General features: G+C 45.9%; 19 protein-coding genes. 17 read left to right on the top strand and 2 right to left on the bottom strand.

Annotated elements, in window-relative coordinates; all coding sequences use genetic code 11:
* The first annotated feature begins 176 nt into the window (after nt 1–176).
* Nucleotides 177–584 carry an HIT family protein gene (locus tag ARB69_RS16910; RefSeq protein ID WP_055154409.1) on the top strand — a complete coding sequence of 136 codons (408 nt, stop codon included), beginning with the start codon at nt 177–179 and terminating at the stop codon, nt 582–584.
* A 15-nt stretch (nt 585–599) separates the two neighbouring features.
* Nucleotides 600–1,145 carry an RNA polymerase sigma factor gene (locus tag ARB69_RS16905; protein WP_055154408.1) on the top strand — a complete coding sequence of 182 codons (546 nt, stop codon included), beginning with the start codon at nt 600–602 and terminating at the stop codon, nt 1,143–1,145.
* Between the two features lie 54 nt (nt 1,146–1,199).
* Here the strand turns inward: ARB69_RS16905 and ARB69_RS16900 are convergent, their stop codons facing one another.
* Complete coding sequence (locus tag ARB69_RS16900; protein ID WP_055154407.1) at nt 1,200–2,267, bottom strand: undecaprenyldiphospho-muramoylpentapeptide beta-N-acetylglucosaminyltransferase; 1,068 nt, start codon at nt 2,265–2,267, stop codon at nt 1,200–1,202.
* A 151-nt stretch (nt 2,268–2,418) separates the two neighbouring features.
* On the opposite strand from ARB69_RS16900, the gene ARB69_RS16895 reads away from it, so the two are divergent.
* A complete protein-coding gene (locus tag ARB69_RS16895; protein ID WP_055154406.1) occupies nt 2,419–3,438 on the top strand; it encodes a DUF4367 domain-containing protein in 1,020 nt (339 codons plus the stop codon).
* Nucleotides 3,439–3,490: 52 nt separating this feature from the next.
* Nucleotides 3,491–3,982 carry a DUF6147 family protein gene (locus ARB69_RS16890; protein WP_055154405.1) on the top strand — a complete coding sequence of 164 codons (492 nt, stop codon included), beginning with the start codon at nt 3,491–3,493 and terminating at the stop codon, nt 3,980–3,982.
* Between the two features lie 226 nt (nt 3,983–4,208).
* Here the strand turns inward: ARB69_RS16890 and ARB69_RS16885 are convergent, their stop codons facing one another.
* Nucleotides 4,209–4,451 (bottom strand): TIGR03905 family TSCPD domain-containing protein, encoded by a 243-nt coding sequence (locus ARB69_RS16885; protein ID WP_025653757.1) that lies wholly within the window; start codon nt 4,449–4,451, stop codon nt 4,209–4,211.
* A gap of 416 nt (nt 4,452–4,867) precedes the next feature.
* Here ARB69_RS16885 and ARB69_RS16880 point away from each other — a divergent pair, with 416 nt between their 5' ends.
* From ARB69_RS16880 to ARB69_RS27235, 13 genes are all read left to right on the top strand, one after another.
* Complete coding sequence (locus ARB69_RS16880; RefSeq protein ID WP_055154404.1) at nt 4,868–5,638, top strand: hypothetical protein; 771 nt, start codon at nt 4,868–4,870, stop codon at nt 5,636–5,638.
* A gap of 64 nt (nt 5,639–5,702) precedes the next feature.
* The gene (locus ARB69_RS16875) at nt 5,703–7,052 is read left to right on the top strand and encodes a glucose-6-phosphate isomerase (protein WP_055154403.1); all 1,350 of its coding nucleotides are present in this window, start codon (nt 5,703–5,705) and stop codon (nt 7,050–7,052) included.
* Between the two features lie 374 nt (nt 7,053–7,426).
* Nucleotides 7,427–8,236, top strand: coding sequence for a C-type lectin domain-containing protein (locus ARB69_RS16870; protein ID WP_055154402.1), 810 nt, complete (start codon nt 7,427–7,429; stop codon nt 8,234–8,236).
* 160 nt (nt 8,237–8,396) lie between these two features.
* Entirely contained in the window at nt 8,397–8,963 is a 567-nt protein-coding gene (locus ARB69_RS16865; protein WP_055154401.1) for an FHA domain-containing protein, read from the top strand.
* Between the two features lie 128 nt (nt 8,964–9,091).
* Nucleotides 9,092–11,359 carry a hydratase gene (locus tag ARB69_RS16860; protein ID WP_055154400.1) on the top strand — a complete coding sequence of 756 codons (2,268 nt, stop codon included), beginning with the start codon at nt 9,092–9,094 and terminating at the stop codon, nt 11,357–11,359.
* 678 nt (nt 11,360–12,037) lie between these two features.
* On the top strand, nt 12,038–12,550 hold the full coding sequence (locus ARB69_RS16850) for an RNA polymerase sigma factor (RefSeq protein ID WP_055154398.1): 513 nt from the start codon (nt 12,038–12,040) through the stop codon (nt 12,548–12,550).
* 14 nt (nt 12,551–12,564) lie between these two features.
* Complete coding sequence (locus tag ARB69_RS16845; protein ID WP_083487130.1) at nt 12,565–14,685, top strand: beta-propeller domain-containing protein; 2,121 nt, start codon at nt 12,565–12,567, stop codon at nt 14,683–14,685.
* A 78-nt stretch (nt 14,686–14,763) separates the two neighbouring features.
* Nucleotides 14,764–15,528, top strand: coding sequence for a TatD family hydrolase (locus tag ARB69_RS16840; protein ID WP_055154397.1), 765 nt, complete (start codon nt 14,764–14,766; stop codon nt 15,526–15,528).
* Nucleotides 15,500–15,874 carry a hypothetical protein gene (locus tag ARB69_RS16835; protein WP_174518413.1) on the top strand — a complete coding sequence of 125 codons (375 nt, stop codon included), beginning with the start codon at nt 15,500–15,502 and terminating at the stop codon, nt 15,872–15,874. Before ARB69_RS16840 ends, ARB69_RS16835 begins: the two co-directional genes overlap by 29 nt.
* Before the next feature lie 76 nt (nt 15,875–15,950).
* On the top strand, nt 15,951–16,826 hold the full coding sequence (gene rsmA / locus ARB69_RS16830) for a 16S rRNA (adenine(1518)-N(6)/adenine(1519)-N(6))-dimethyltransferase RsmA (protein WP_055154395.1): 876 nt from the start codon (nt 15,951–15,953) through the stop codon (nt 16,824–16,826).
* Between the two features lie 232 nt (nt 16,827–17,058).
* Nucleotides 17,059–18,429, top strand: a complete 1,371-nt coding sequence (locus tag ARB69_RS16825; protein ID WP_055154433.1) for a citrate/2-methylcitrate synthase — start codon at nt 17,059–17,061, stop codon at nt 18,427–18,429.
* Between the two features lie 8 nt (nt 18,430–18,437).
* A complete protein-coding gene (locus tag ARB69_RS16820) occupies nt 18,438–19,364 on the top strand; it encodes an alpha/beta fold hydrolase (protein ID WP_055154394.1) in 927 nt (308 codons plus the stop codon).
* Nucleotides 19,365–19,501: 137 nt separating this feature from the next.
* Nucleotides 19,502–19,648 (top strand): hypothetical protein, encoded by a 147-nt coding sequence (locus ARB69_RS27235; RefSeq protein WP_167702508.1) that lies wholly within the window; start codon nt 19,502–19,504, stop codon nt 19,646–19,648.
* Nucleotides 19,649–20,108 lie beyond the last annotated feature (460 nt).

Genomic DNA, 20,108 nt, shown 5'->3' with positions numbered 1-20,108 from the left:
TTTATGCCCTCCTTATAGTACGTTATATTTGTAGTCTAGCACGATGGTGGGCAGTGTTCAACAAAATCAGATTGACAAGTTTCGACAGAATAATGCTGATAAAAGAGCTTCTCATTTAGCTGAAAATGGGATATACTAAAGTTAAAACATTCTAAAAGAAGAAATGAGGAAAAGCTATGAAAGACGAAAATTGCATTTTTTGTAAGCTGGCATCGGGTGAGATACCATCAGCAACGCTGTATGAAGACAATGACTTTCGTGTGATTTTAGACCTGAATCCTGCGTCCAGGGGACATGCTCTGATTATACCGAAGGAGCATTATAGCAATTTGTATGACCTGGATGATGAGCTTGCAGCTAAGGTATTGGTTCTGGCTAAAAAGATGGTACTTAAGCTCAAAGACGTGCTGGGGTGTGACGGCTATAACATTGTTCAGAACAATGAGGAGCCCGCAGGCCAGACAGTATTTCATTTTCATATGCATATGATTCCTAGATATGAGGGCGATAAAGTAGGATTGGGCTGGAAGATGGGCGAACTTTCAGATGAGGACAAAGAAGAAATATTAAGTAAAGTGATTTAATAACCGGGGATAAAAATGTTGACTGATAATCGTGAGTTTGATGAGATCTATGAAGATTATAAGAATCTCGTTTTAAAAGCAGCATATACATATTCGGGCAATTATGATGTGGCGGAAGATATTACTCAGAATACGTTTCTCCAATTGTATATTTATTACAACGACATGAATCACAGCAATATTAAATCGTGGTTGTATACGACTGCTAAGAATTACGCGTTGAATTATAACAAGAAGGCCAGTCGGGAGATACTTGGAGAAGATTTTACAGAGGAAGACTTTGTTCGGGAAACTGTAGAGAGTGCTGAAGAAACGTTTATGGAAGAGTTGAAAGATTTAGATCGTTCCGAACTTCACGAGCGTATCTTTGAGGCACTGCTTGAGAAAAATCCCAGATGGTACGAGGCGATTACGCTGGTATATTATCTGGAAATACCACAGGCAAAAGTTGCTGAACAAATGGGAGTCCGTGTTGAAGTGCTGCATAGTGTATTGCACAGAGCCAAAAGCTGGATAAAGAAAGAGTTTGGTGTAGAATATGACGAATTGAACCGAGTATAAGAAAACAGGTGTCTTTACGCCACCTGTTTTCCTGGTTGTGTTGCAATCCGACAATTACTTTAAACTTATCTCTTCTACAAGTCCTATAATTGTATCAATGGAATCCTGCTGTCTGGAATCCCGCATAGCGTCCATATAAGAATTGCGGTTATCGTAAAGCCTCCGGACAGCTTCGAGGAGAGACTCTTTTGTAAGCTCCTCTTCTTCAAGGATCATACTAAAGCCCTGCCTTTCAAATGAGCGGGCATTTAGAATCTGGTCGCCGCGGCTGGCATTGGCCGAAAGTGGGATCAAAAGATTCGGCTTTCTAAGTGCTAACAGCTCGCAGATTGCATTTGCACCGGCCCTTGAAATAACGATATCTGCCAGGGCGAATATATCCCGAAGCTCATTTTTGATATATTCAAACTGTGCGTAGCCTCTCAGGCCATTAAGGGAATTATCAACTTTGCCTTTGCCGCAGAGGTGAACGATCTGGAAATACTCCAGAAGCTCAGGGAGAGCAAGGCGTACTGCATTGTTGACGGCCACTGAGCCAAGGCTTCCTCCGATTACAAGGATGACGGGCTTATCCGCCGCGAAGCCGCATAGATCCAGTGCAGCAATTTTGTTGCCAGACAGCAGCTCCTGCCGGATCGGGGAACCGGTAAGGATAGACTTTTCCAGCGGAAGAGACTCAAGGGTCTCCGGGAAATTACAGCAGATTTTGGTTGCCGATGGGATGGCTAGCTTGTTGGCAAGTCCCGGTGTCATATCAGACTCGTGGATAATGGTCGGTACCTTGCACCGCTTGCCGGCCAGTACAACGGGAACAGAAACGAATCCCCCTTTGGAAAAGATAACATCAGGTTTCAATTCCTTTATAATGGAATGAGCCTCCCCAAACCCTTTTATTACTCGAAAAGGATCTGTAAAGTTCTGAACGCTGAAATAGCGCCGCAGCTTTCCGGAAGAAATACCATGATAAGGGATACCAAAAGGCTCAATGAGTTCCTTCTCAATCCCTTTGTAAGATCCTATGTATTGGATATCGTAACCCAGTTCCCTCAGCCGGGGAATCAGTGCAATATTGGGGGTGACATGCCCGGCAGTTCCTCCACCGGTGAGTATGATTCTTTTCATAATGAAAACCTCCAGATTTGAAATGTTCATATTATGCTTAAAAATTTAAAAGTTATACTTGCATATAACCGATAAAACACATATAATTTCATATTAAACTTATTTAGTAAAAAGTCAAGAAAAAGTAGTAGCCAAAATAAGGGGAATAAGCATGAAACAAAACAAAAAATTATCACTGCAAGAAGAAGTGGAGAATGCAGCTGAGAGGGTGGAAAGGAAAATAGCGGAAAATCCTGATCTTAAAGATATCCAGGTATCTGGCAGGATGGAAGCTGCACTTCTAGCTGAAATTCAGGCATACGAGAAGAGACGTGGACAAGAGCACAGCACTGGAGAAAATACAGCAGAGTTTGGGGAGGAACTTGCTCCAAATTTTACCGAACGTACAAAAGATAATCCGGAAAGTTTTCTTTCAGAAGAAGACAGAGAAGCATTACGCCTTGGCAGAGAACTCCTGAAAAAGAAAGAGGACGAACCAAAGCTGTTTGAAGTCAATACAGAATACCACAAACATCTTAACAGTGATGAGAAAAAGGGGAAGAAAAAAGAAGGGAGGAAGACCAGTGTATTACGTATGCCGCGTGGAAGGAGGTTTATAATTGCATTTGCGGCGGTACTTGTTTTGGTGGTTGGAACGAGTGTGACTAGCGTGGGGAGTAAGTCATATTTGAAAATACTATGGGAGAAGATTCATGGTGGACAGGCAATGCAAATTATGAATGTTGAAGACATGGATACACAGGATTCTGAAGATGGAATGGAAGTAACCGCCTACAGGGAAATTAGAGAAAAAATAAACATATTAGCAGTAAGAATAGGAACAAAACCTAAAGGAATGTACTTGAGTGAGTATAAGATAGATGAAGAGCAAAGAATGGCACAATTATTTTATAAGTATGGGGATGAGGTAATAAGATATACTATTTATTTAAATAATTCGGATTCATCATTAGGTCAAAAAGAAGAGGATATAAAAACCGGAGAATTCAAAGTGCATTCGTTAGATCAGGATATTGCGGTAGAAGAATATTATGTAAAAGGTTATGCAGATTCTAGATACATTGCGAATTTTACTTATAAGGGCATACATTACCAGCTAAAAGGAATTTTGAAGAGAGAAGAACTAGAAAGTATTATAAAAAATCTCATATATTTTGAAAAAGAGACGTAAGTTATTAGGCACTAAGATGTTTACTTAATAGATAACATGATAGGAGGAAGTAATGAAAAGAAGACTAAGTTCATTTATTATAGTATGTTTTGCATTTTTAATGCTTGTACTACCTGTTAAAGCGGCTGAAAATCAGTACATTCAAGTAGATGGGTCATACCTAACAGACGCAACGACTTCAAAGGGGACAACTAATTCTGGGATCATTACACGTGGCACTCATCTAATGGATGGAGAGTGTTCCATTACAAAATCAGGAGTTGGACGTATTTATGTATATGCATCAACCACAGCAAATCATGATGTTGATTATATATCAACAGTTATTTATGTTGATCAGTATAATGCAGAAACCGGTATTTGGGAACAAATTGATTGTTGGCAGGTTCAAGATGTAAATACATATTATGTAAGTACGAACAAGATGATGATGGTAGATAGAGGTTACTATTACCGTGTTCATGCTGACCATGTAGCGGGAATGGATGCGGATTATCCATACGAAGAGGCCACATCGCTTACCGATGGAATCTTCATAAACTAATTTTACGCCCAGCACCTCACCCCCTCTCTTTGAGCAATTGAAGCAGCTGTCAAGTGTACCGCATACAGGAGAAACTATTAACCATTAATTGATTATAGAAAAGACCTGTATCGAGAAAACACCACAAATTTTTTTATGCGCGCCGCATGACAGCTGCTTCAATTGTTCAAGGAGGGGGATCTTTTATTATATGGTTCATGTACTAAACATAGAAAAAGCAATCGGATTATCTTCCGGTTGCTTTTTTTAATGCTAGTGCGAGTTGATCGGGACAGGATGTACTTTTGAAACCACAGCGGATACCTTCTATTCTGGAGATAGCCTCATCCACATCCATGCCTTCTATCAGGCGGGCTATGCCCTGCAGATTGCCGGCGCACCCTCCAACAAAGGCTACATTTCTTACCTTATTGTCTTCGATATCGAAGTTGATCATTTGCGAACAGACTCCGCTTGTCTTATACTGCATGTTTTTATCCTCCTGCAAATAATGATTTTAATCTGGCATTGGGGTGTTATGGCGGCACTATAACCCGTATTTTACCAGCATTTATCAGATATGTTGATTATAGCAAAATGAAGGGGAAATTACCAGTACATTTTCGTGTGCCAATTTTCGAGTTTTTCCCCGATTAAATGACAGGAGTTTTCTTAAGGCAGAGAATGCACTGTGAAGATAAATGATGTGTTAAATTGAAGGATTGAGGCCGTTCTTAAATTCTATGTTTCTTAACCCTGAGATATTCCTGTTTTTCCTTAAAAACACTCTGAAATGGCGAATTATGTAGAACGGTTTTTGCGGCAAGTACGGAAAAGTTGGGCTATAATAGGCTCACACCAAAAAATGGTAGTTGTGGCACAACCATAAAAACAGGAGGTCTTATTATGTTTAAAAATGTAGCAGCCGACACGAACGTAATCTTCTATCTGATGATTGCGGTGGGTGTCATTGGGGTACTGGCCAAGCTCGTGAACCAGGTTACCCTCCGCCGTCTGGTAAAGGCGTCAGGCAATATGTCAAAGAGCACACACAAACTGATGAAGCTCGTGCGGGCAAAATATGAGCACGCGTGTATGATACACGATAAGGTAGACAATGTGGGAGCATTTGTGGAGAAGTACATATATGAATACCGGGGATTTCTTTTTAAAGTACATACGTGGAGACAATTGGAAATACAGAGTATTTGGTTTTCCGGAATCCTGGCGGCGCTGGGAGCGGCAGGGCACTACCTGGCACATGGGCTGTGTGAGGAGATGTACCAGTATATTGCAGTAGGGGCGGCGGAAATGGTTGCGTTGTTTGTAATCAGCCAGCTGTCCGATGAATCTTATAAAGTAAAAGCAGCAAAGAATTATATGGTTGATTACCTTGAAAATGTCTGCGCTCACCGTTATAAGAAGGTGAAACAGACCGAGAAGGAGAATATAGATGTTATCAGCCCCGAAACTGCGGGGGCATCCAGGGCGGCGGCACAGCGGGAGGAACCTGCACTGTCGATCAATATTGAAGGAGAACCGCGCAGGGTAGAAAAAGGGGAAGCGGCGAGACAGGTGATCCGCCGGACAGTAAAAGAAAAAATGGAGGAAGATGATGAGCAGCCTGCACTAAAAGAAGAGGCAATTCGCCAAATTTTAGAGGAGTTTTTAGCTTGATTAAGGTGGGCATATTTGGTAGAATTAGCTTGTAAAAGACGATATTAGAGAGGAAGGGTAAACAATGGCTAACAAAGTTACATTTGATTATTCAAAAGCAAGTAGTTTTATTCAGGAACATGAAATGGAATATATGAGCGAACTGGCAGCCCAGGCAAAGGACAAGCTTGTTGCAAAGACAGGCGCGGGAAATGATTTCCTTGGATGGATTGACCTTCCGGTTGATTATGATAAAGAAGAATTTGCACGGATCAAGAAAGCGGCAGAGCAGATCCGCAGTGATTCTGAGGTGTTGTTGGTAATCGGAATCGGCGGCTCTTATTTGGGAGCAAGAGCTGCAATTGACTTCCTTGGACATTCATTTGCCAATGTGGTATCCAAAGAACTCAGAAAGTCTCCGGAGATCTACTATGTAGGTAACAGTATCAGCAGTACTTATCTTAAGGATCTGATTGACGTAGTCGGCGACAGGGATTTTTCCATCAACATGATTTCAAAATCAGGAACTACTACAGAGCCAGCCATTGCCTTCCGTGTATTTAAAGAGATTTTGGAAAATAAATATGGAAAAGAGGGCGCAGCAAAGAGAATATATGCTACGACCGACAAAGCCAGAGGAGCTTTGAAGAACCTTGCTACAGAAGAGGGATATGAGAGCTTTGTAGTGCCGGACGATGTCGGGGGACGTTTCTCCGTACTGACGGCCGTAGGCCTTCTGCCGATCGCAGTGAGCGGCGCAGACATCGATAAACTGATGGAAGGCGCACAGGCAGGAAGAAAAGAAGCTTTGGAAAATGATTTTAAAGATAATGGGGCCCTGCAGTATGCGGCAGTACGCAATATCCTGCTGAGAAAGGGCAAAGCAATAGAGGTTCTGGCTAATTATGAGCCAAGCCTGCATTATGTATCCGAATGGTGGAAACAGTTATATGGAGAGAGCGAAGGTAAAGACCAGCGGGGCATCTTCCCGGCATCAGTAGATTTGACGACCGATCTGCACTCCATGGGACAGTTTATCCAGGATGGAAACAGAATATTATTTGAGACAGTTCTGAATGTGGAGACGTCCAGAGAAGAGCTGATTATCAACGAAGAACCGGTTGACCTGGACGGACTGAATTATCTGGCAGGCAAGACCGTAGACTTTATCAATAAAAGTGCTATGAACGGAACGATTCTTGCACACACGGACGGCAACGTGCCGAACCTGATGGTGACAGTTCCACAGCAGAACGAGTTCTATCTCGGACAGCTGTTCTATTTCTTTGAGTTTGCATGCGGCGTTAGTGGATATTTACTCGGCGTGAATCCATTTAACCAGCCAGGCGTGGAAAGCTATAAAAAGAATATGTTCGCACTTCTGGGCAAACCGGGTTATGAAGAAGAAAGAGAAGAATTATTAAAGAGATTATAAAATAGTATCGCTGCGGGAGCTTCTGAGGCAAAGGACGCGCATACGCAGGATACGGATAGATTGTAGGAAGTTCTAGCAGGACAGAAGCCTTAGAATCAGAGGCTTCTGTCTTTTCTATACATTATTTTGCAGCTTGCTGCAAATCCGCCCTGCAGGGGCATGAAATACGGGGTGCTCTTTGGGTATACATTATTTTGCAGCGTGCTGCAAATCCGCCCCGCAGGGGCATGAAATACGGGGTGCCCTTTGGGTATACATTATTTTGCAGCGTGCTGCAAATCCGCCCCGCAGGGACATGAAATACGAGGTGCTCCTTGGGTATAAGTAACTATTGGGAAAATATTTCAGTATGAAGAAAAGGTAGGAGACAAAAGATGAAAAAGCCAAGACGCAACGGAAAGATACTGGCGATTGTCATTATCGGAGTTATCGTGGTATTTGCAGCGGGAATTGGGCTGGGGATTGTAACCAGAAAAAAGGTGCAGGACAGCCAGAAGGTAACTTCAAATGATGCCGCAGGGAAGGAGGAACAGGATAAGAATTCAGCGGCACAAAAGGGGGACGCTGTCAACACCGATAAGGATAATGGCACAAAGGATCCCGCAAATAATAATACGGGGGACAATGCAGGGGATCATGCCGGGGAAGGAACTGACAGCTCTAAGGACAATTCTCAGGATGGAAATGCTGCGGATCAAAACGCAAGCACCTATGATGCTTCTGCTCCTGCCGATGATACGGCTATCCACAGATACGAGTATATAAAAAGCGACTGCACCTGGACAGAGGCGTTTCAGGACTGCTTAAACAGGGGCGGTTATCTTGCCAGAATTAACAGTTCAGAAGAATATGAGTACATACGGAAAGAAATCAGCAAGGCAGGGATGACCAATATCTTTTTCCGGATTGGGGGAAGAAGAGACGGCAATTCCGAAGATTATTATTGGGTGAATGAGAATAATAAGCTGTTTGGGGAGAAGTTGAATTCTGAGGACAGCTGGTGTTCTGACGAATGGAAAAGCGGGGAGCCAAGTTTCCAGGACGGCAGCCTGGAAGAGCAGTATATGGATTTATTTTTCTTTGACGGCGAAAAGCGGTTTGTATGGAATGATGTGCCGGACGATATGCTGGCGGCAGAATCGTCATATTCCGGTTTCCTGGGGTATATCTGCGAATATGAATAGAATTCGGGATGGCAAGAACGGTTAATTTATTTCGTTTCTGTGAATATCCAAAGATAATTTGTTAAGTAAATTTCAGGCTCAGGCGATAAAAAATGGCGGATTGGGTTGCCTGTAAGGGAAAAATATAGTACTATAAACTCTTGAAGGAGTGGATATACATATGATGTACTGGATTATTCTGATAGTTTTAGCTGCTTTGATAGCTGTCACTATAATTGTTACCATAGTGACCATAGTAAAAGAGAGAAAAGAATATAGGCATTATGAGCTTGATGAGGCTTACGGCGGAGAAAGTGATGATTATGACGACGATGATTACGATGACAGGCCCCCGGTGAGAAAGAAAAAACAGTCTGCCGGACATCCGCCGAAGACGCCAGCAGCGGGTGCGGGCAAAAAAAGGCGCTGGAAGATCATTCTGGAGGATCCGGATACGGGAGAGCGTTACAGCTTCGTTTTCTATGACAGTATCGGGATTGGAAGAACGACGAAGGATGTTGCTTTTGAGGAATTTCTTTCCCTGCCCGGTGACAGGAAGATTTCCAAGGTTCACTGCGCGATTGTGAGGAGCAAAGATAAGCTGTTTCTCAGGGATGAAGGTTCTAAGAACCATACGTTCCTGAATGGCAAGAAAGTTCAGAAACCGATCGTGATTCAGAAAGAAGATATTATATCAATGGGAGAAACTGATCTTGAGGTAGTGAAGATTCTCCGGGAAACCAATTAGGTTTAAAAGGGCGGTGCCATCGGCGGCATCGCTCTTTTTTGCCGCTTCCGTTATTTACATCCATTCTTTAACATGCTAAAATGATTAACAGTAACGAGTAAAATCAAGTATGTTTAGGAGGAGCGAACATGATAAAGCTATACGATAATGGTGTCTATCTGCTGAACGGCACTGAAATAGTTGAAGATACAGGCAGTGTTACTGTCCCGGTTTCAAAAGACGAAGCAGCTCAGAATACGATGGCTTACGGCATTTTGAAAGAGCATAACACATCATCTGACATGGAACATCTTCAGATTAAGTTTGATAAACTGACTTCCCACGATATCACATTTGTAGGTATTATCCAGACGGCGAGGGCTTCAGGACTTGAGAAGTTCCCGATCCCTTATGTGCTGACGAACTGCCACAACAGCCTGTGTGCTGTTGGCGGAACGATCAACGAGGATGACCATATGTTTGGACTGACCTGTGCAAAGAAATACGGCGGAGTCTATGTACCGCCTCATCAGGCAGTCATTCATCAGTATGCACGTGAGATGCTGGCAGGCGGCGGTAAGATGATCCTTGGATCAGACAGCCATACCCGCTACGGAGCCCTCGGGACGATGGCTATGGGAGAGGGCGGTCCGGAGCTTGTAAAACAGCTTCTGAACAAGACCTATGATATTAAGATGCCGGGAGTCATTGGGATTTACCTGGATGGCGAGCCGATGAAGGGCGTTGGCCCTCAGGATGTGGCGCTGGCAATTATAGGCGCGACATTTGGAAATGGCTATGTTAACAATAAAGTGATGGAATTCGTCGGACCGGGAGTCAGCAAGCTGAGCGCAGACTTCAGAATCGGTATTGACGTTATGACAACGGAGACAACCTGTCTGTCCTCCATCTGGAAAACAGACGATAAGATCCGTGAATTCTATGAGATCCACGGCAGAGCCGGGGATTACAAGGAGCTGAACCCTGGCGCAGCGGCATATTATGACGGTATGGTTTATGTGAACTTAAGCGAGATCAAGCCGATGATCGCCATGCCGTTCCATCCCAGCAATGTGTACACAATCGATGAACTGAACGCCAACCTGAAGGATATTCTGCACGATGTGGAGCAGAAGGCCCTTGTAAGCCTGGACGGTGCAGTAGACTATACGCTCCAGGATAAGGTGATTGACGGTAAATTATATGTAGAGCAGGGAATTATCGCAGGATGTGCGGGCGGCGGATTTGAAAATATCTGTGCGGCTGCAGACATTATCAAAGGCAGAAACATCGGAAATGATGAATTTACATTCAGCGTCTATCCCGCAAGTACTCCGATCTACATGGAACTTGTTAAAAACGGGGCGGTTGCAGACTTAATGGCAGCAGGAACCATCGTAAAGACAGCCTTCTGCGGCCCATGCTTCGGAGCGGGAGATACGCCGGCCAATAATGCATTCTCCATCCGCCACTCTACCAGAAACTTCCCGAACCGGGAGGGCTCCAAGCTTCAGAGCGGTCAGATTGCCTCCGTGGCGCTTATGGACGCGCGTTCCATTGCTGCAACAGCTGCCAATAAGGGCTTCCTGACACCGGCCACTGCACTGGATGTAGAATATACAGGACAGAAATATCATTTTGACAAGAGCATATATGAGAACCGGGTATTCGACAGCAAAGGTGAGGCGGACCCGGATGTTGAGATCAAGTTCGGCCCGAACATCAAGGACTGGCCGGCGATGTCAGCCTTACCGCAGAACTTGGTCATAAAGATCGTTTCCGAGATCCATGACCCGGTAACCACGACAGACGAGCTGATCCCATCGGGCGAGACATCTTCCTACCGTTCCAATCCGCTGGGCCTTGCTGAGTTTACACTGTCCAGAAAAGACCCTGCATACGTAGCCCGCGCCAAAGAAGTACAGGCAGCCCAGAAGGCAATCGAGGCAGGCACATGCCCGCTGGACGTTCTCGAGGAGCTGAAACCGGTGATGGCAAAGATCCAGGAATCCTACCCCTCAGCAGGCGAAGGAAACCTGGGTGTAGGAAGCGCCATATTTGCAGTAAAACCAGGAGACGGTTCTGCCCGCGAGCAGGCGGCATCCTGCCAGAAAGTATTGGGTGGCTGGGCAAACATTGCGAATGAGTATGCCACAAAGCGCTACCGTTCCAACCTGATCAACTGGGGAATGCTCCCGCTTCTGACCAAAGAAAATCACGAGTCCCTGCCATTTGGGAACGGAGATTACATCTTCATCCCTGATGTCAGAAAAGCCGTAGAAGAAAAACAAGACACCATAAAAGCATACGTAGTAGGCGACAGCCTCAAAGAAACAGAATTCCGCCTGGGAGAACTCACAGACGCAGAACGCGAAATCATCCTAAAAGGCTGCCTCATCAACTACTATAAAGGATAAGGAGAGGGAGCGGATGGGGTGCTGCTGGTGGCAGGGGGACGCTGTCTGGAATCGTGGCAGGGGTCTTTTGGATACGGGTTTCGAGGATAACTGCCGCTAATCAAAATGGAAGCCAACATGATGAACACCGACGACAAACACGAGAATGCAGGATGCATTCTCGCTGAGTCGTCTTTCCAACAGGACTGGAAGTCCTGTTGGAAGTTCATATGTTGGCTTCCATTTTGATGAAGCGGCAGTAATCCCCGAAAGACGCATCCAAAAGACCCCTGCCACGATTCCAGACAGCTGTTGCATCCGGCCGGCAGTAAAAACTCCGCTCCTCCCGGAGGCGGTCCTTAAACGGGAGCTGCGGATTTGTAACGGCGGCACGTAAAAATCCTGTCTGGTGATGGCTTAAATACTTGCTTCTTCCAGGCTAATACGTATAACCAACTCAATCCGCCGCCACCGTAAGAATCCCCTCAATGGAAATACAATCCCTGCCGTCCGGAACTCCCGCTCCCCACAGGCGTCCCCCTTTCGTTCACCGCCCGCAGCAAAAAAAACATTTCCAATGCAACAAACCATGGTTTATGATACTCTTATATGTATGAACGGAATATAAATTCATTTCGTTCTCATTCATGAATGTTTATGACTGCTCCTGCGATGCGGAGCAGGAGAGGAGGGGTGCAGATGTATGATTATGAGAGCTGTTCGGAACTGATCTTGATCAGGAAGGCCCGCAGAGGTGATGTGAAAGCTTTCTCTGAACTGTATGCGAGAATTTATGTGGATCTGTATAAATTTTCACTTTATATGCTGAAACATCCGCAGGATGCGGAGGATGCGGTCAGCGAGGCTGTGATAGCTGCCTATGAGAATATTGGGAGCCTGAGGAAAGAGGAGTCTTTCCGGAGCTGGATTTTTAAGATTTTGAGTAACCGGTGCAGGAAAAAGTTAAGGGATACGGGGCGCACAGAAGAGTTGGAAGCGGAGATGCCGGCGACAGAGAGGGATTATGCAGGCGCTCATGATGTGCGTGAAGCATTCCGGATATTGAATGAAGACGAGAGGATGATTGTGGCATTTTCCGTGTTTGGCGGGTATCAGAGCGACGAGATCGGCGGCATGATGGAGATGAACCCGGCCACAGTCCGCTCGAAGAAGACGCGGGCGCTGGATAAGATGCGCCGTGTGCTGCAGTAGAAAGGGGTGTAGATATGAGTTTGGATGGGAAAGATTTAAAAGGGAAGAATGGGAGAGAGAATCCGGAGGGAAACAAAACAGAAGAACAGAAGACCGATGAGCATAGAATAGAAGAACGGGTGGAAAAACAGGCTGTGGAGGAGCAGATCCGGGAGATGGCAGATGATGTGGAGATCCCCGAATCTTTGAAACCGGAGAATATAGAAAAGATGCTGACTGAAAAAGGCGGGAAGAAACCTTTCCGGTGGAAGGCAGCGTATAGTGCGGTGGCTGCAGCTGCCTGCTGTGTGATCGTAGTGGGGATTGCCGCTTTCGGCGGCCTTGGGGGACATAAAGATACGTCAAATACTGAGAGTACTTCTGCCGCCGATGCGGGAGGAACGAATGAAGCGAAGGCGGATACGGAGTCCTCGGGCACGACCGATACGGTTATAGCTTCCGCCGGGGACTATGATGAAATTTATAAATATATCGAGGCGGAGAAGGAGAGCCAGGAGGAGCTCCAGAAGCAGTATAGCGTGGACAGTGCCGCCGACGGCAGTGCATCGAATTTCGCACGCACGGAATCTGCCGAGAGCAAAGCCGATACATCTGCGGCGGGGGCTGCCGACAGCGGTGCGTCCTATTCGGATACAAATATCAGGGAAGAGGGCGTTGAGGAAGGGGATATCGTTAAGACGGACGGTAAAAACCTTTATATTCTGAATGGGCAGAAGGTGCAGATTGTCAACATTGAGGATAAAGAGATGAAGGAGATGGCATCCATCAGACTGGAGGATGACCAGTACATCTCTGAGATCTATATAAAAGGCGATAAACTGCTTATTGTGTACACGAAGACCGAGTACAATGACGGCAACGAGGGATATGACGGTACTTACAAGCAGTACACTGTGGCGGAGACATATGATGTGAGCAACCCGGAGAAGCCCAAATCTGTGGGAAAGATTACACAGAGCGGCAGCTTTTATACGGTACGTGTAACGGGAGACTATGTATACCTGTTCAGCAATTTTAACGCCGAGGTGTCGGCTGCAAGGAATGATATTGATTTATACATTCCCCAGGTGCAGGGAAAGGCCATTGACAGCGGAAGCATTCTGCTGCCACAGTATGTGCGGGGAAACCAGTATACCGTGATCTCTGCTTTTTCTCTGAAGGATCCCGGCAGGAAGCTGGACAGCAAAGCAGTATTCGGAAGTTCCGGGCTTGTGTATGTTAGCGGAAGCAGCATCTATGTCTGTGAGTCTTATTACAATTCCGAGGAGTCCGATGTAACACAGACATGTATCCGTAAGGTGGCTTATAAGGACGGTACTCTGGAGGCAGTGGGACAGACGCGGATCGATGGCACATTAAACGATTCGTTCAGTATTGATGAGTATGAGGGAAATCTGCGGCTGGTAACTACGGTCAGCCCTACAGGCGGTGCAAGTCCGTTTCCGATCGTAACGTTTGGAGAGTCCCCGTTTTCTTCCAAATCCACAAAGAAAGACAGCAATTCACTCTATGTCCTGGATGAAAAATTGAATGAACTGGGAAAAATTGAAGGGCTAGCAGAAGATGAGCAGGTATATTCGGCGAGGTTTATGGGCAGCACGGGATATTTTGTGACATTTAAGCAGGTTGATCCGCTGTTTTCTGTAGATTTGTCCGATCCGGAGAAGCCGGAGGTGATCGGGGCCCTGAAGATCCCGGGATTCTCGGATTATCTTCATCCATATGGTGAAGGGCTGCTGCTCGGGATCGGGATGGATGTGGATGAGACAGGAACCACTACGGAGGGCGTGAAGCTATCCATGTTTGATATCTCGGATCCGTCCGATGTGAAGGAGATCGAGAAGTATGTGATGGAGGATTGTTACTCAACAAACGTTTCTTACAACTACAAAGCGGCTCTGATCAATACGGACAGGAATCTGATCGGATTTGCTGCATACGGACAGAGTCAGAAGTATTACTTGTTCTCCTACGACAAGGAAAAAGGGTTCCAGTGTATTTTTGAACGGGAACTGAGTGGATATTCGGAAGGACGGGGATTGTTCAGCAAAGATACTTTCTATCTTGTGGCTGGCAATACAGTAGAATCTTTCCGGATGGATACATTTGAAAAGGTGGATGATATTGTGCTATAATCGTGGAAGCGATTGGGGCCGGACCCTCTTATGCAGGGTCCGGTTTTTATATGATATAATGTACCAGGGAGGTCACCTATGATTTTTGATACACATGCACATTATGATGATGAACAGTTTGATGAGGACAGGGATGCGCTTTTATGTTCCATGCAGGAGGGCGGCGTTGGGACGATTGTTAATGCAGGTTCCGATGTGGCGTCCTGGGAGGATGTCAGGGCACTGACTGCAAGATATCCTTTCATATACGGGGCGGCAGGAGTGCACCCCGATGATGTGGGGGAACTGAATGAAGAGAACTTTATGAGGCTCCGGGCGGTTCTCCGGGAAGAAAAGATGGTTGCTGTAGGAGAGATCGGGCTGGACTATTACTGGGACAATGAGAGCCATGAGGTTCAGAAGACATGGTTTATCCGCCAGCTGGAACTGGCCCGGGAGCTGGAAATGCCGGTCATTATCCATAGTCGGGAAGCGGCTGCGGATACGCTTCAGATTATGAAGGAACATGCCAGGGGACTTAAGGGAGTGATCCACTGTTTTTCTTATTCGGCTGAGATGGCAAGGGAATACGTGAAGATGGGGTTCTTCATTGGCGTGGGGGGCGTTGTCACATTTAAGAATTCCAGAAAACTAAAGGAAGTGGTGGAGGAGACTCCGCTGGAATACCTGCTGCTTGAGACGGATTGTCCGTATCTTGCACCGGTTCCGAACAGGGGCAAACGAAATTCTTCTTTAAACCTGGTCTATGTGGCGGAGCAGATCGCAGAACTGAAGCAGCTATCTTATGACGAGGTGGTAGAACAGACGGAAAAAAATGCCAGAAGGTTTTACAACTTACTGTAGATGGCATGGTCATACATGGGACTCCGGAAGATGGGCGAGAAGACATAGAACTTTGCTGGCCGCCGCGGCTCCATGCTGGACACAGCGTCCGGGATTTCCTTATGGGCTGACAAGAGAAGCGGTGGATGAGATCATCTGCCAGATCAAGACGGACCGGGCACAGTATGCGGAGGAGTTCAGCCAACAGTTGTTTGCCAGCCCGCACAGCGCATGTATTATCGACTGGTTCCGGCAGATCGCGATGTCGGCTTCGTCTATCGGCACGATTGAATGTGCGCTGTCTCTGCGGGATGAGGACGGCCGGGACGGTTACTCTGCTAATCCGACAGGAAGAGAAAGTTTTTGATAATCGTTGCCGGTCATGGGAAAGTATATTATACTGTTTAGAGGAAAAGTTCAACAACATGAACGAGGAGGAGCTTATGAAGGAGCCGACACTAGGCAGCCCGCAGAATACAATTGCTGTTTTACAAAAATATAACTTTGCTTTTCAGAAAAAGTTCGGACAGAATTTTTTGATAGATACGCATGTGCTGGATAAGATTATCCGCTCGGCAGAGATCACGCCGGAAGATATGGTGCTGGAGATCGGTCCGGGAATCGGAACCATGACGCAGTATCTTGCGTGTGCGGCAGGAAAAGTGATTGCGGTGGAGATTGATAAGGCGCTGATCCCTATCCTGGAGGAAACCCTCAATGGCTTTGACAATGTGACCGTGCTCAATGAGGATATACTGAAGGTGGATATTGCAGAGCTGGCAGAGCGTGAGAACGGTGGACGCCCGATTAAGGTGGTTGCAAATCTGCCGTACTACATTACAACACCAATCATTATGGGGTTATTTGAGAAGCATGTGCCCGTAAAGAGCATTACAGTCATGGTGCAGAAGGAAGTGGCCGAGCGTATGCAGGTAGGACCGGGGACAAAGGACTACGGCGCCCTGTCGCTGGCAGTGCAGTATTATGCAAAGCCTTATATCGTGGCAAATGTACCGCCGAACTGTTTTATGCCGAGACCAAAGGTAGGCTCCGCCGTGATCCGGCTGGAGCGGTACGGGGAACCGCCGGTATGGGTGGAGGATGAGAAGCTGATGTTTCGGATTATCCGTGCATCCTTTAACCAGAGGAGAAAAACACTTGCAAACGGCATGAAAAATTCTCCCGAGCTGGATTACACAAAAGAACAGATCGAAGCGGCGATAGAAAGCCTCGGAAAAGGGGCCGGTGTGCGGGGGGAAGTGCTGAACCTGGAAGAATTCGCGGCGCTTACGAATTCGCTGATCAGGGAAAGTAATTAGAATGCTGCGGATCAGGGTTGCAAATGACGGTGAGACCGGTATCTGGCAGGGCAGTGCCCGCCGGTGCCGGTCTCCCAAAGTTCAACAGGACACACATGTCTGTATCACACTCTTTTTAGGCAGTTCATAAATATTTAATAGACATTTCATTGTATAAAACCCACTTTTTTAGTATAATAGAGGGATCAGACAAGTGAATATTTAAGAGGAAGGGAGAGGTTTTATGGCAAGAATACCTAAAGACATTGATAACATCTTTTTTGAAAACACCCCGAAGATTGAAGAGTTAGCCCGGATTTGTGAGGACAACAATGCAATTGAGAAAGAACTTTACACACAGTACGAGGTGAAAAGAGGCCTCCGTGATGTAAATGGTAAAGGGGTACTGGCAGGCTTAACGAATATCTCCGATGTTTGCGCTACTAAGATCGTGGACGGAAAGGAAGTCCCTTGTGCAGGCAACCTCTATTACCGTGGTTACAACATCAAAGACCTTGTAAGAGGCTTTTTAGAAGCAAAGCATTCTGGATTTGAAGAGACTGCCTACCTGCTGTTATTTGGAAGTCTGCCGACAGAGGCGCAGCTGAATGAATTTCAGGCAATGATCGCGGAGAGAAGAATGCTTCCTCCGAATTTTGTAAGGGACGTTATTATGAAGGCGCCGAGCAAGGACATGATGAACATGATTTCCCGGTGCATACTGAATTTGTATACGTACGATAAGAAAGCGGACGATACATCCATACCGAATGTACTCCGCCAGTGCCTGAATCTGATCAGCCAGTTCCCGATGTTAATGGTTTACGGTTACCATGCATATAATTACCGAAGAGGCGAAGACCTTTATATCTATGCACCGTATCCGGAACTTTCAACAGCGGAGAACATTCTGATGATGCTGCGTGAGGACAGAAAGTATACCGAACTGGAGGCCAAGATCCTTGATATGGCCCTCGTGCTTCATATGGATCACGGCGGCGGTAATAACTCAACATTTACAACACATGTTGTTACATCTTCCGGAACGGATACTTACTCCACGATCGCTGCGGCGATGGCTTCCCTGAAGGGGCCGAAGCACGGCGGTGCGAACGTAAAGGTTACGCAGATGTTTGATGATATGAAACAGAATCTGACAGACTGGAATGACGATGATCAGATCCGCCAGTACCTGACAGACCTTCTGGACAAGAAAGCATTTGACCAAAAGGGTCTGATCTATGGAATGGGGCATGCAATTTACTCTGTTTCCGACCCAAGAGCTGACATTTTCAAGAAGTTTGTTAAGCAGCTGGCTACTGAAAAGGGCTATGATGCAGAGTATGCTCTTTATGAGAAGGTAGAACATATGGCGCCTGAGATTATCAGTGAGAAGCGTAAGATGTATAAGGGTGTTAACGCCAATGTTGACTTTTACAGCGGACTTGTTTACAGTATGCTGGATCTTCCGGCTGCACTGTATACTCCGATCTTTGCAGCAGCGCGTATCGTCGGCTGGAGTGCGCACAGACTGGAAGAGCTTAAGAACGTGGATAAGATTATCCGACCGGCGTATAAACCACTCGCGCCTCACCGTGATTACATAAAATTAGAGGACAGGTAGAGGATAAGATGAAAGATGAATTTTACTTCCCATCAAAAGATGGTAATACAGAGATCCATACAATTGAATGGAAGCCGGAAGGCGAAGTAAAAGCAGTTCTGCAGCTCAGCCATGGAATGGTTGAGTATATTAACCGTTATGATGAGTTTGCGGACTTCCTGTGCAGCAAGGGCTATTACGTGGTGGGCAATGATCATCTTGGCCACGGAAAGTCCATACAGGGAAAAACAGAATATGGCTATTTCAACGAGAAGTACGGCAATGCCTGTGTACTGGGGGACATGCATACGCTGCGTCAGAAGACTGCAGCGAAGTACCCCGGGGTTCCGTATTTCTTGTTGGGGCACAGTATGGGATCAGCCCTTGTGCGCCAGTATATCCAGATGTATGGCAATGGCCTGAATGGTGTGATTATCATTGGTGTGGTCGCGGATAAGAAACGGGTCACTTTGAAGACTGCCAAGAGGCTTTGTCGTATTATAGCTGCTTTCAAAGGATGGCATTACCGCAGTAAACTGATTGATAATCTGGCGATCGGAGGATACAACAAGGGCTATAAGCCGCCGAGAACCAGGGCGGACTGGGTAACAAGCGATACGAAGATGGCGGATGCATATGTGGCGGATCCTCTCTGCTCTTTTGTATTTACCGTAAATGCTTATTATCATATGTTCTGCGGTATGTTGAAGATGCAGAAGAAAGAGAGCATCTACATGATTCCTAAGACGCTTCCCATGATGATAGCCGCAGGATCAGAAGATCCGGTCGGAGATTTCGGCAAGGGCGTCAGAAAGATTTATGAGAAGTACAAGGCAGCAGGAATAAAGGATGTTACACTGCGCTTATATGCCGGAGACAGGCATGAACTGCTTAATGAGACTGACAGGAATCAGGTGTATGAAGATCTGTACGAGTGGCTGGAAAGTAAAATATAATTTTTCATTTTTTAGATATCATGAAAGTGTATTTCAGAAGAGTCGGAAATCATACCGGCTCTTTTTTCTTTTACAGCAAATGCATTAAGTGTGTATATGACTGTGTCTAGTGAACATACTAACTGTGAGGTGACGATATGGATAAGAAGAAACAGGAAGAAATCAATGGGCAGAAGAACAGAAATAAGTTCAACAGCGTTACGGAAAAGAAGAAACCGGAGAATCAAAACCAGGAACACAATGCCCGTAAAGAAGCCTTCGACGTGAAGATGAGACAGGTGTAGGCAAGGCCGGAGAAAAAGGAAAAGCAGAAGGCCCGGACAGTATCGGCTGTCCGGGCCTCTGGTTGTTTTTATAGTTATCTAAAGGAATGAGAGTAAAGTGCGACATCCTGGGTTGCCCCAAGATGTCTTTACTTTATGAGGGGGGAGATAGTTGTTTATCAACTATCTGACTTTAGTATAAAAGAAAAATGTGTCCAAAGTATGTTATAAATATTAAAGAAATCGAAAAAATATTATGAAATTCTTAAATGAATCGGGGGATAGTGACGAGATTTAGTCTGGGTGCGGATGGGGGGACGCCAAGCGGACTGTAAGCGGCAAGCCCTCCGGCCTGTATGGTCGGTTTAAAATCCTGACCGCTTAACGAAGAAGCTCTAAGAGACCCGGAGGCACCCGGAAGGGCACATCCGGCATGCGCTGAAAAAATTGATATTTTTTCAGCACAGGCCGGATTGAAAAT

Source organism: Faecalicatena contorta (assembly GCF_001404335.1).
Taxonomy (GTDB): Bacteria; Bacillota; Clostridia; order Lachnospirales; family Lachnospiraceae; genus Faecalicatena; species Faecalicatena contortus_B.
The sequence above is the reverse complement of the archived record's forward strand: the minus strand, read 5'-3'. Positions and strand labels throughout refer to the sequence as shown.

Coding starts and splice junctions, on each gene's coding strand:
- ARB69_RS16910 (WP_055154409.1), top strand. CDS start 177: ATGAAAGACGAAAATTGCATTTTTTGTAAGCTGGCATCGGGTGAGATA.
- ARB69_RS16905 (WP_055154408.1), top strand. CDS start 600: ATGTTGACTGATAATCGTGAGTTTGATGAGATCTATGAAGATTATAAG.
- ARB69_RS16900 (WP_055154407.1), bottom strand. CDS start 2,267: ATGAAAAGAATCATACTCACCGGTGGAGGAACTGCCGGGCATGTCACC.
- ARB69_RS16895 (WP_055154406.1), top strand. CDS start 2,419: ATGAAACAAAACAAAAAATTATCACTGCAAGAAGAAGTGGAGAATGCA.
- ARB69_RS16890 (WP_055154405.1), top strand. CDS start 3,491: ATGAAAAGAAGACTAAGTTCATTTATTATAGTATGTTTTGCATTTTTA.
- ARB69_RS16885 (WP_025653757.1), bottom strand. CDS start 4,451: ATGCAGTATAAGACAAGCGGAGTCTGTTCGCAAATGATCAACTTCGAT.
- ARB69_RS16880 (WP_055154404.1), top strand. CDS start 4,868: ATGTTTAAAAATGTAGCAGCCGACACGAACGTAATCTTCTATCTGATG.
- ARB69_RS16875 (WP_055154403.1), top strand. CDS start 5,703: ATGGCTAACAAAGTTACATTTGATTATTCAAAAGCAAGTAGTTTTATT.
- ARB69_RS16870 (WP_055154402.1), top strand. CDS start 7,427: ATGAAAAAGCCAAGACGCAACGGAAAGATACTGGCGATTGTCATTATC.
- ARB69_RS16865 (WP_055154401.1), top strand. CDS start 8,397: ATGATGTACTGGATTATTCTGATAGTTTTAGCTGCTTTGATAGCTGTC.
- ARB69_RS16860 (WP_055154400.1), top strand. CDS start 9,092: ATGATAAAGCTATACGATAATGGTGTCTATCTGCTGAACGGCACTGAA.
- ARB69_RS16850 (WP_055154398.1), top strand. CDS start 12,038: ATGTATGATTATGAGAGCTGTTCGGAACTGATCTTGATCAGGAAGGCC.
- ARB69_RS16845 (WP_083487130.1), top strand. CDS start 12,565: ATGAGTTTGGATGGGAAAGATTTAAAAGGGAAGAATGGGAGAGAGAAT.
- ARB69_RS16840 (WP_055154397.1), top strand. CDS start 14,764: ATGATTTTTGATACACATGCACATTATGATGATGAACAGTTTGATGAG.
- ARB69_RS16835 (WP_174518413.1), top strand. CDS start 15,500: ATGCCAGAAGGTTTTACAACTTACTGTAGATGGCATGGTCATACATGG.
- rsmA (WP_055154395.1), top strand. CDS start 15,951: ATGAAGGAGCCGACACTAGGCAGCCCGCAGAATACAATTGCTGTTTTA.
- ARB69_RS16820 (WP_055154394.1), top strand. CDS start 18,438: ATGAAAGATGAATTTTACTTCCCATCAAAAGATGGTAATACAGAGATC.
- ARB69_RS27235 (WP_167702508.1), top strand. CDS start 19,502: ATGGATAAGAAGAAACAGGAAGAAATCAATGGGCAGAAGAACAGAAAT.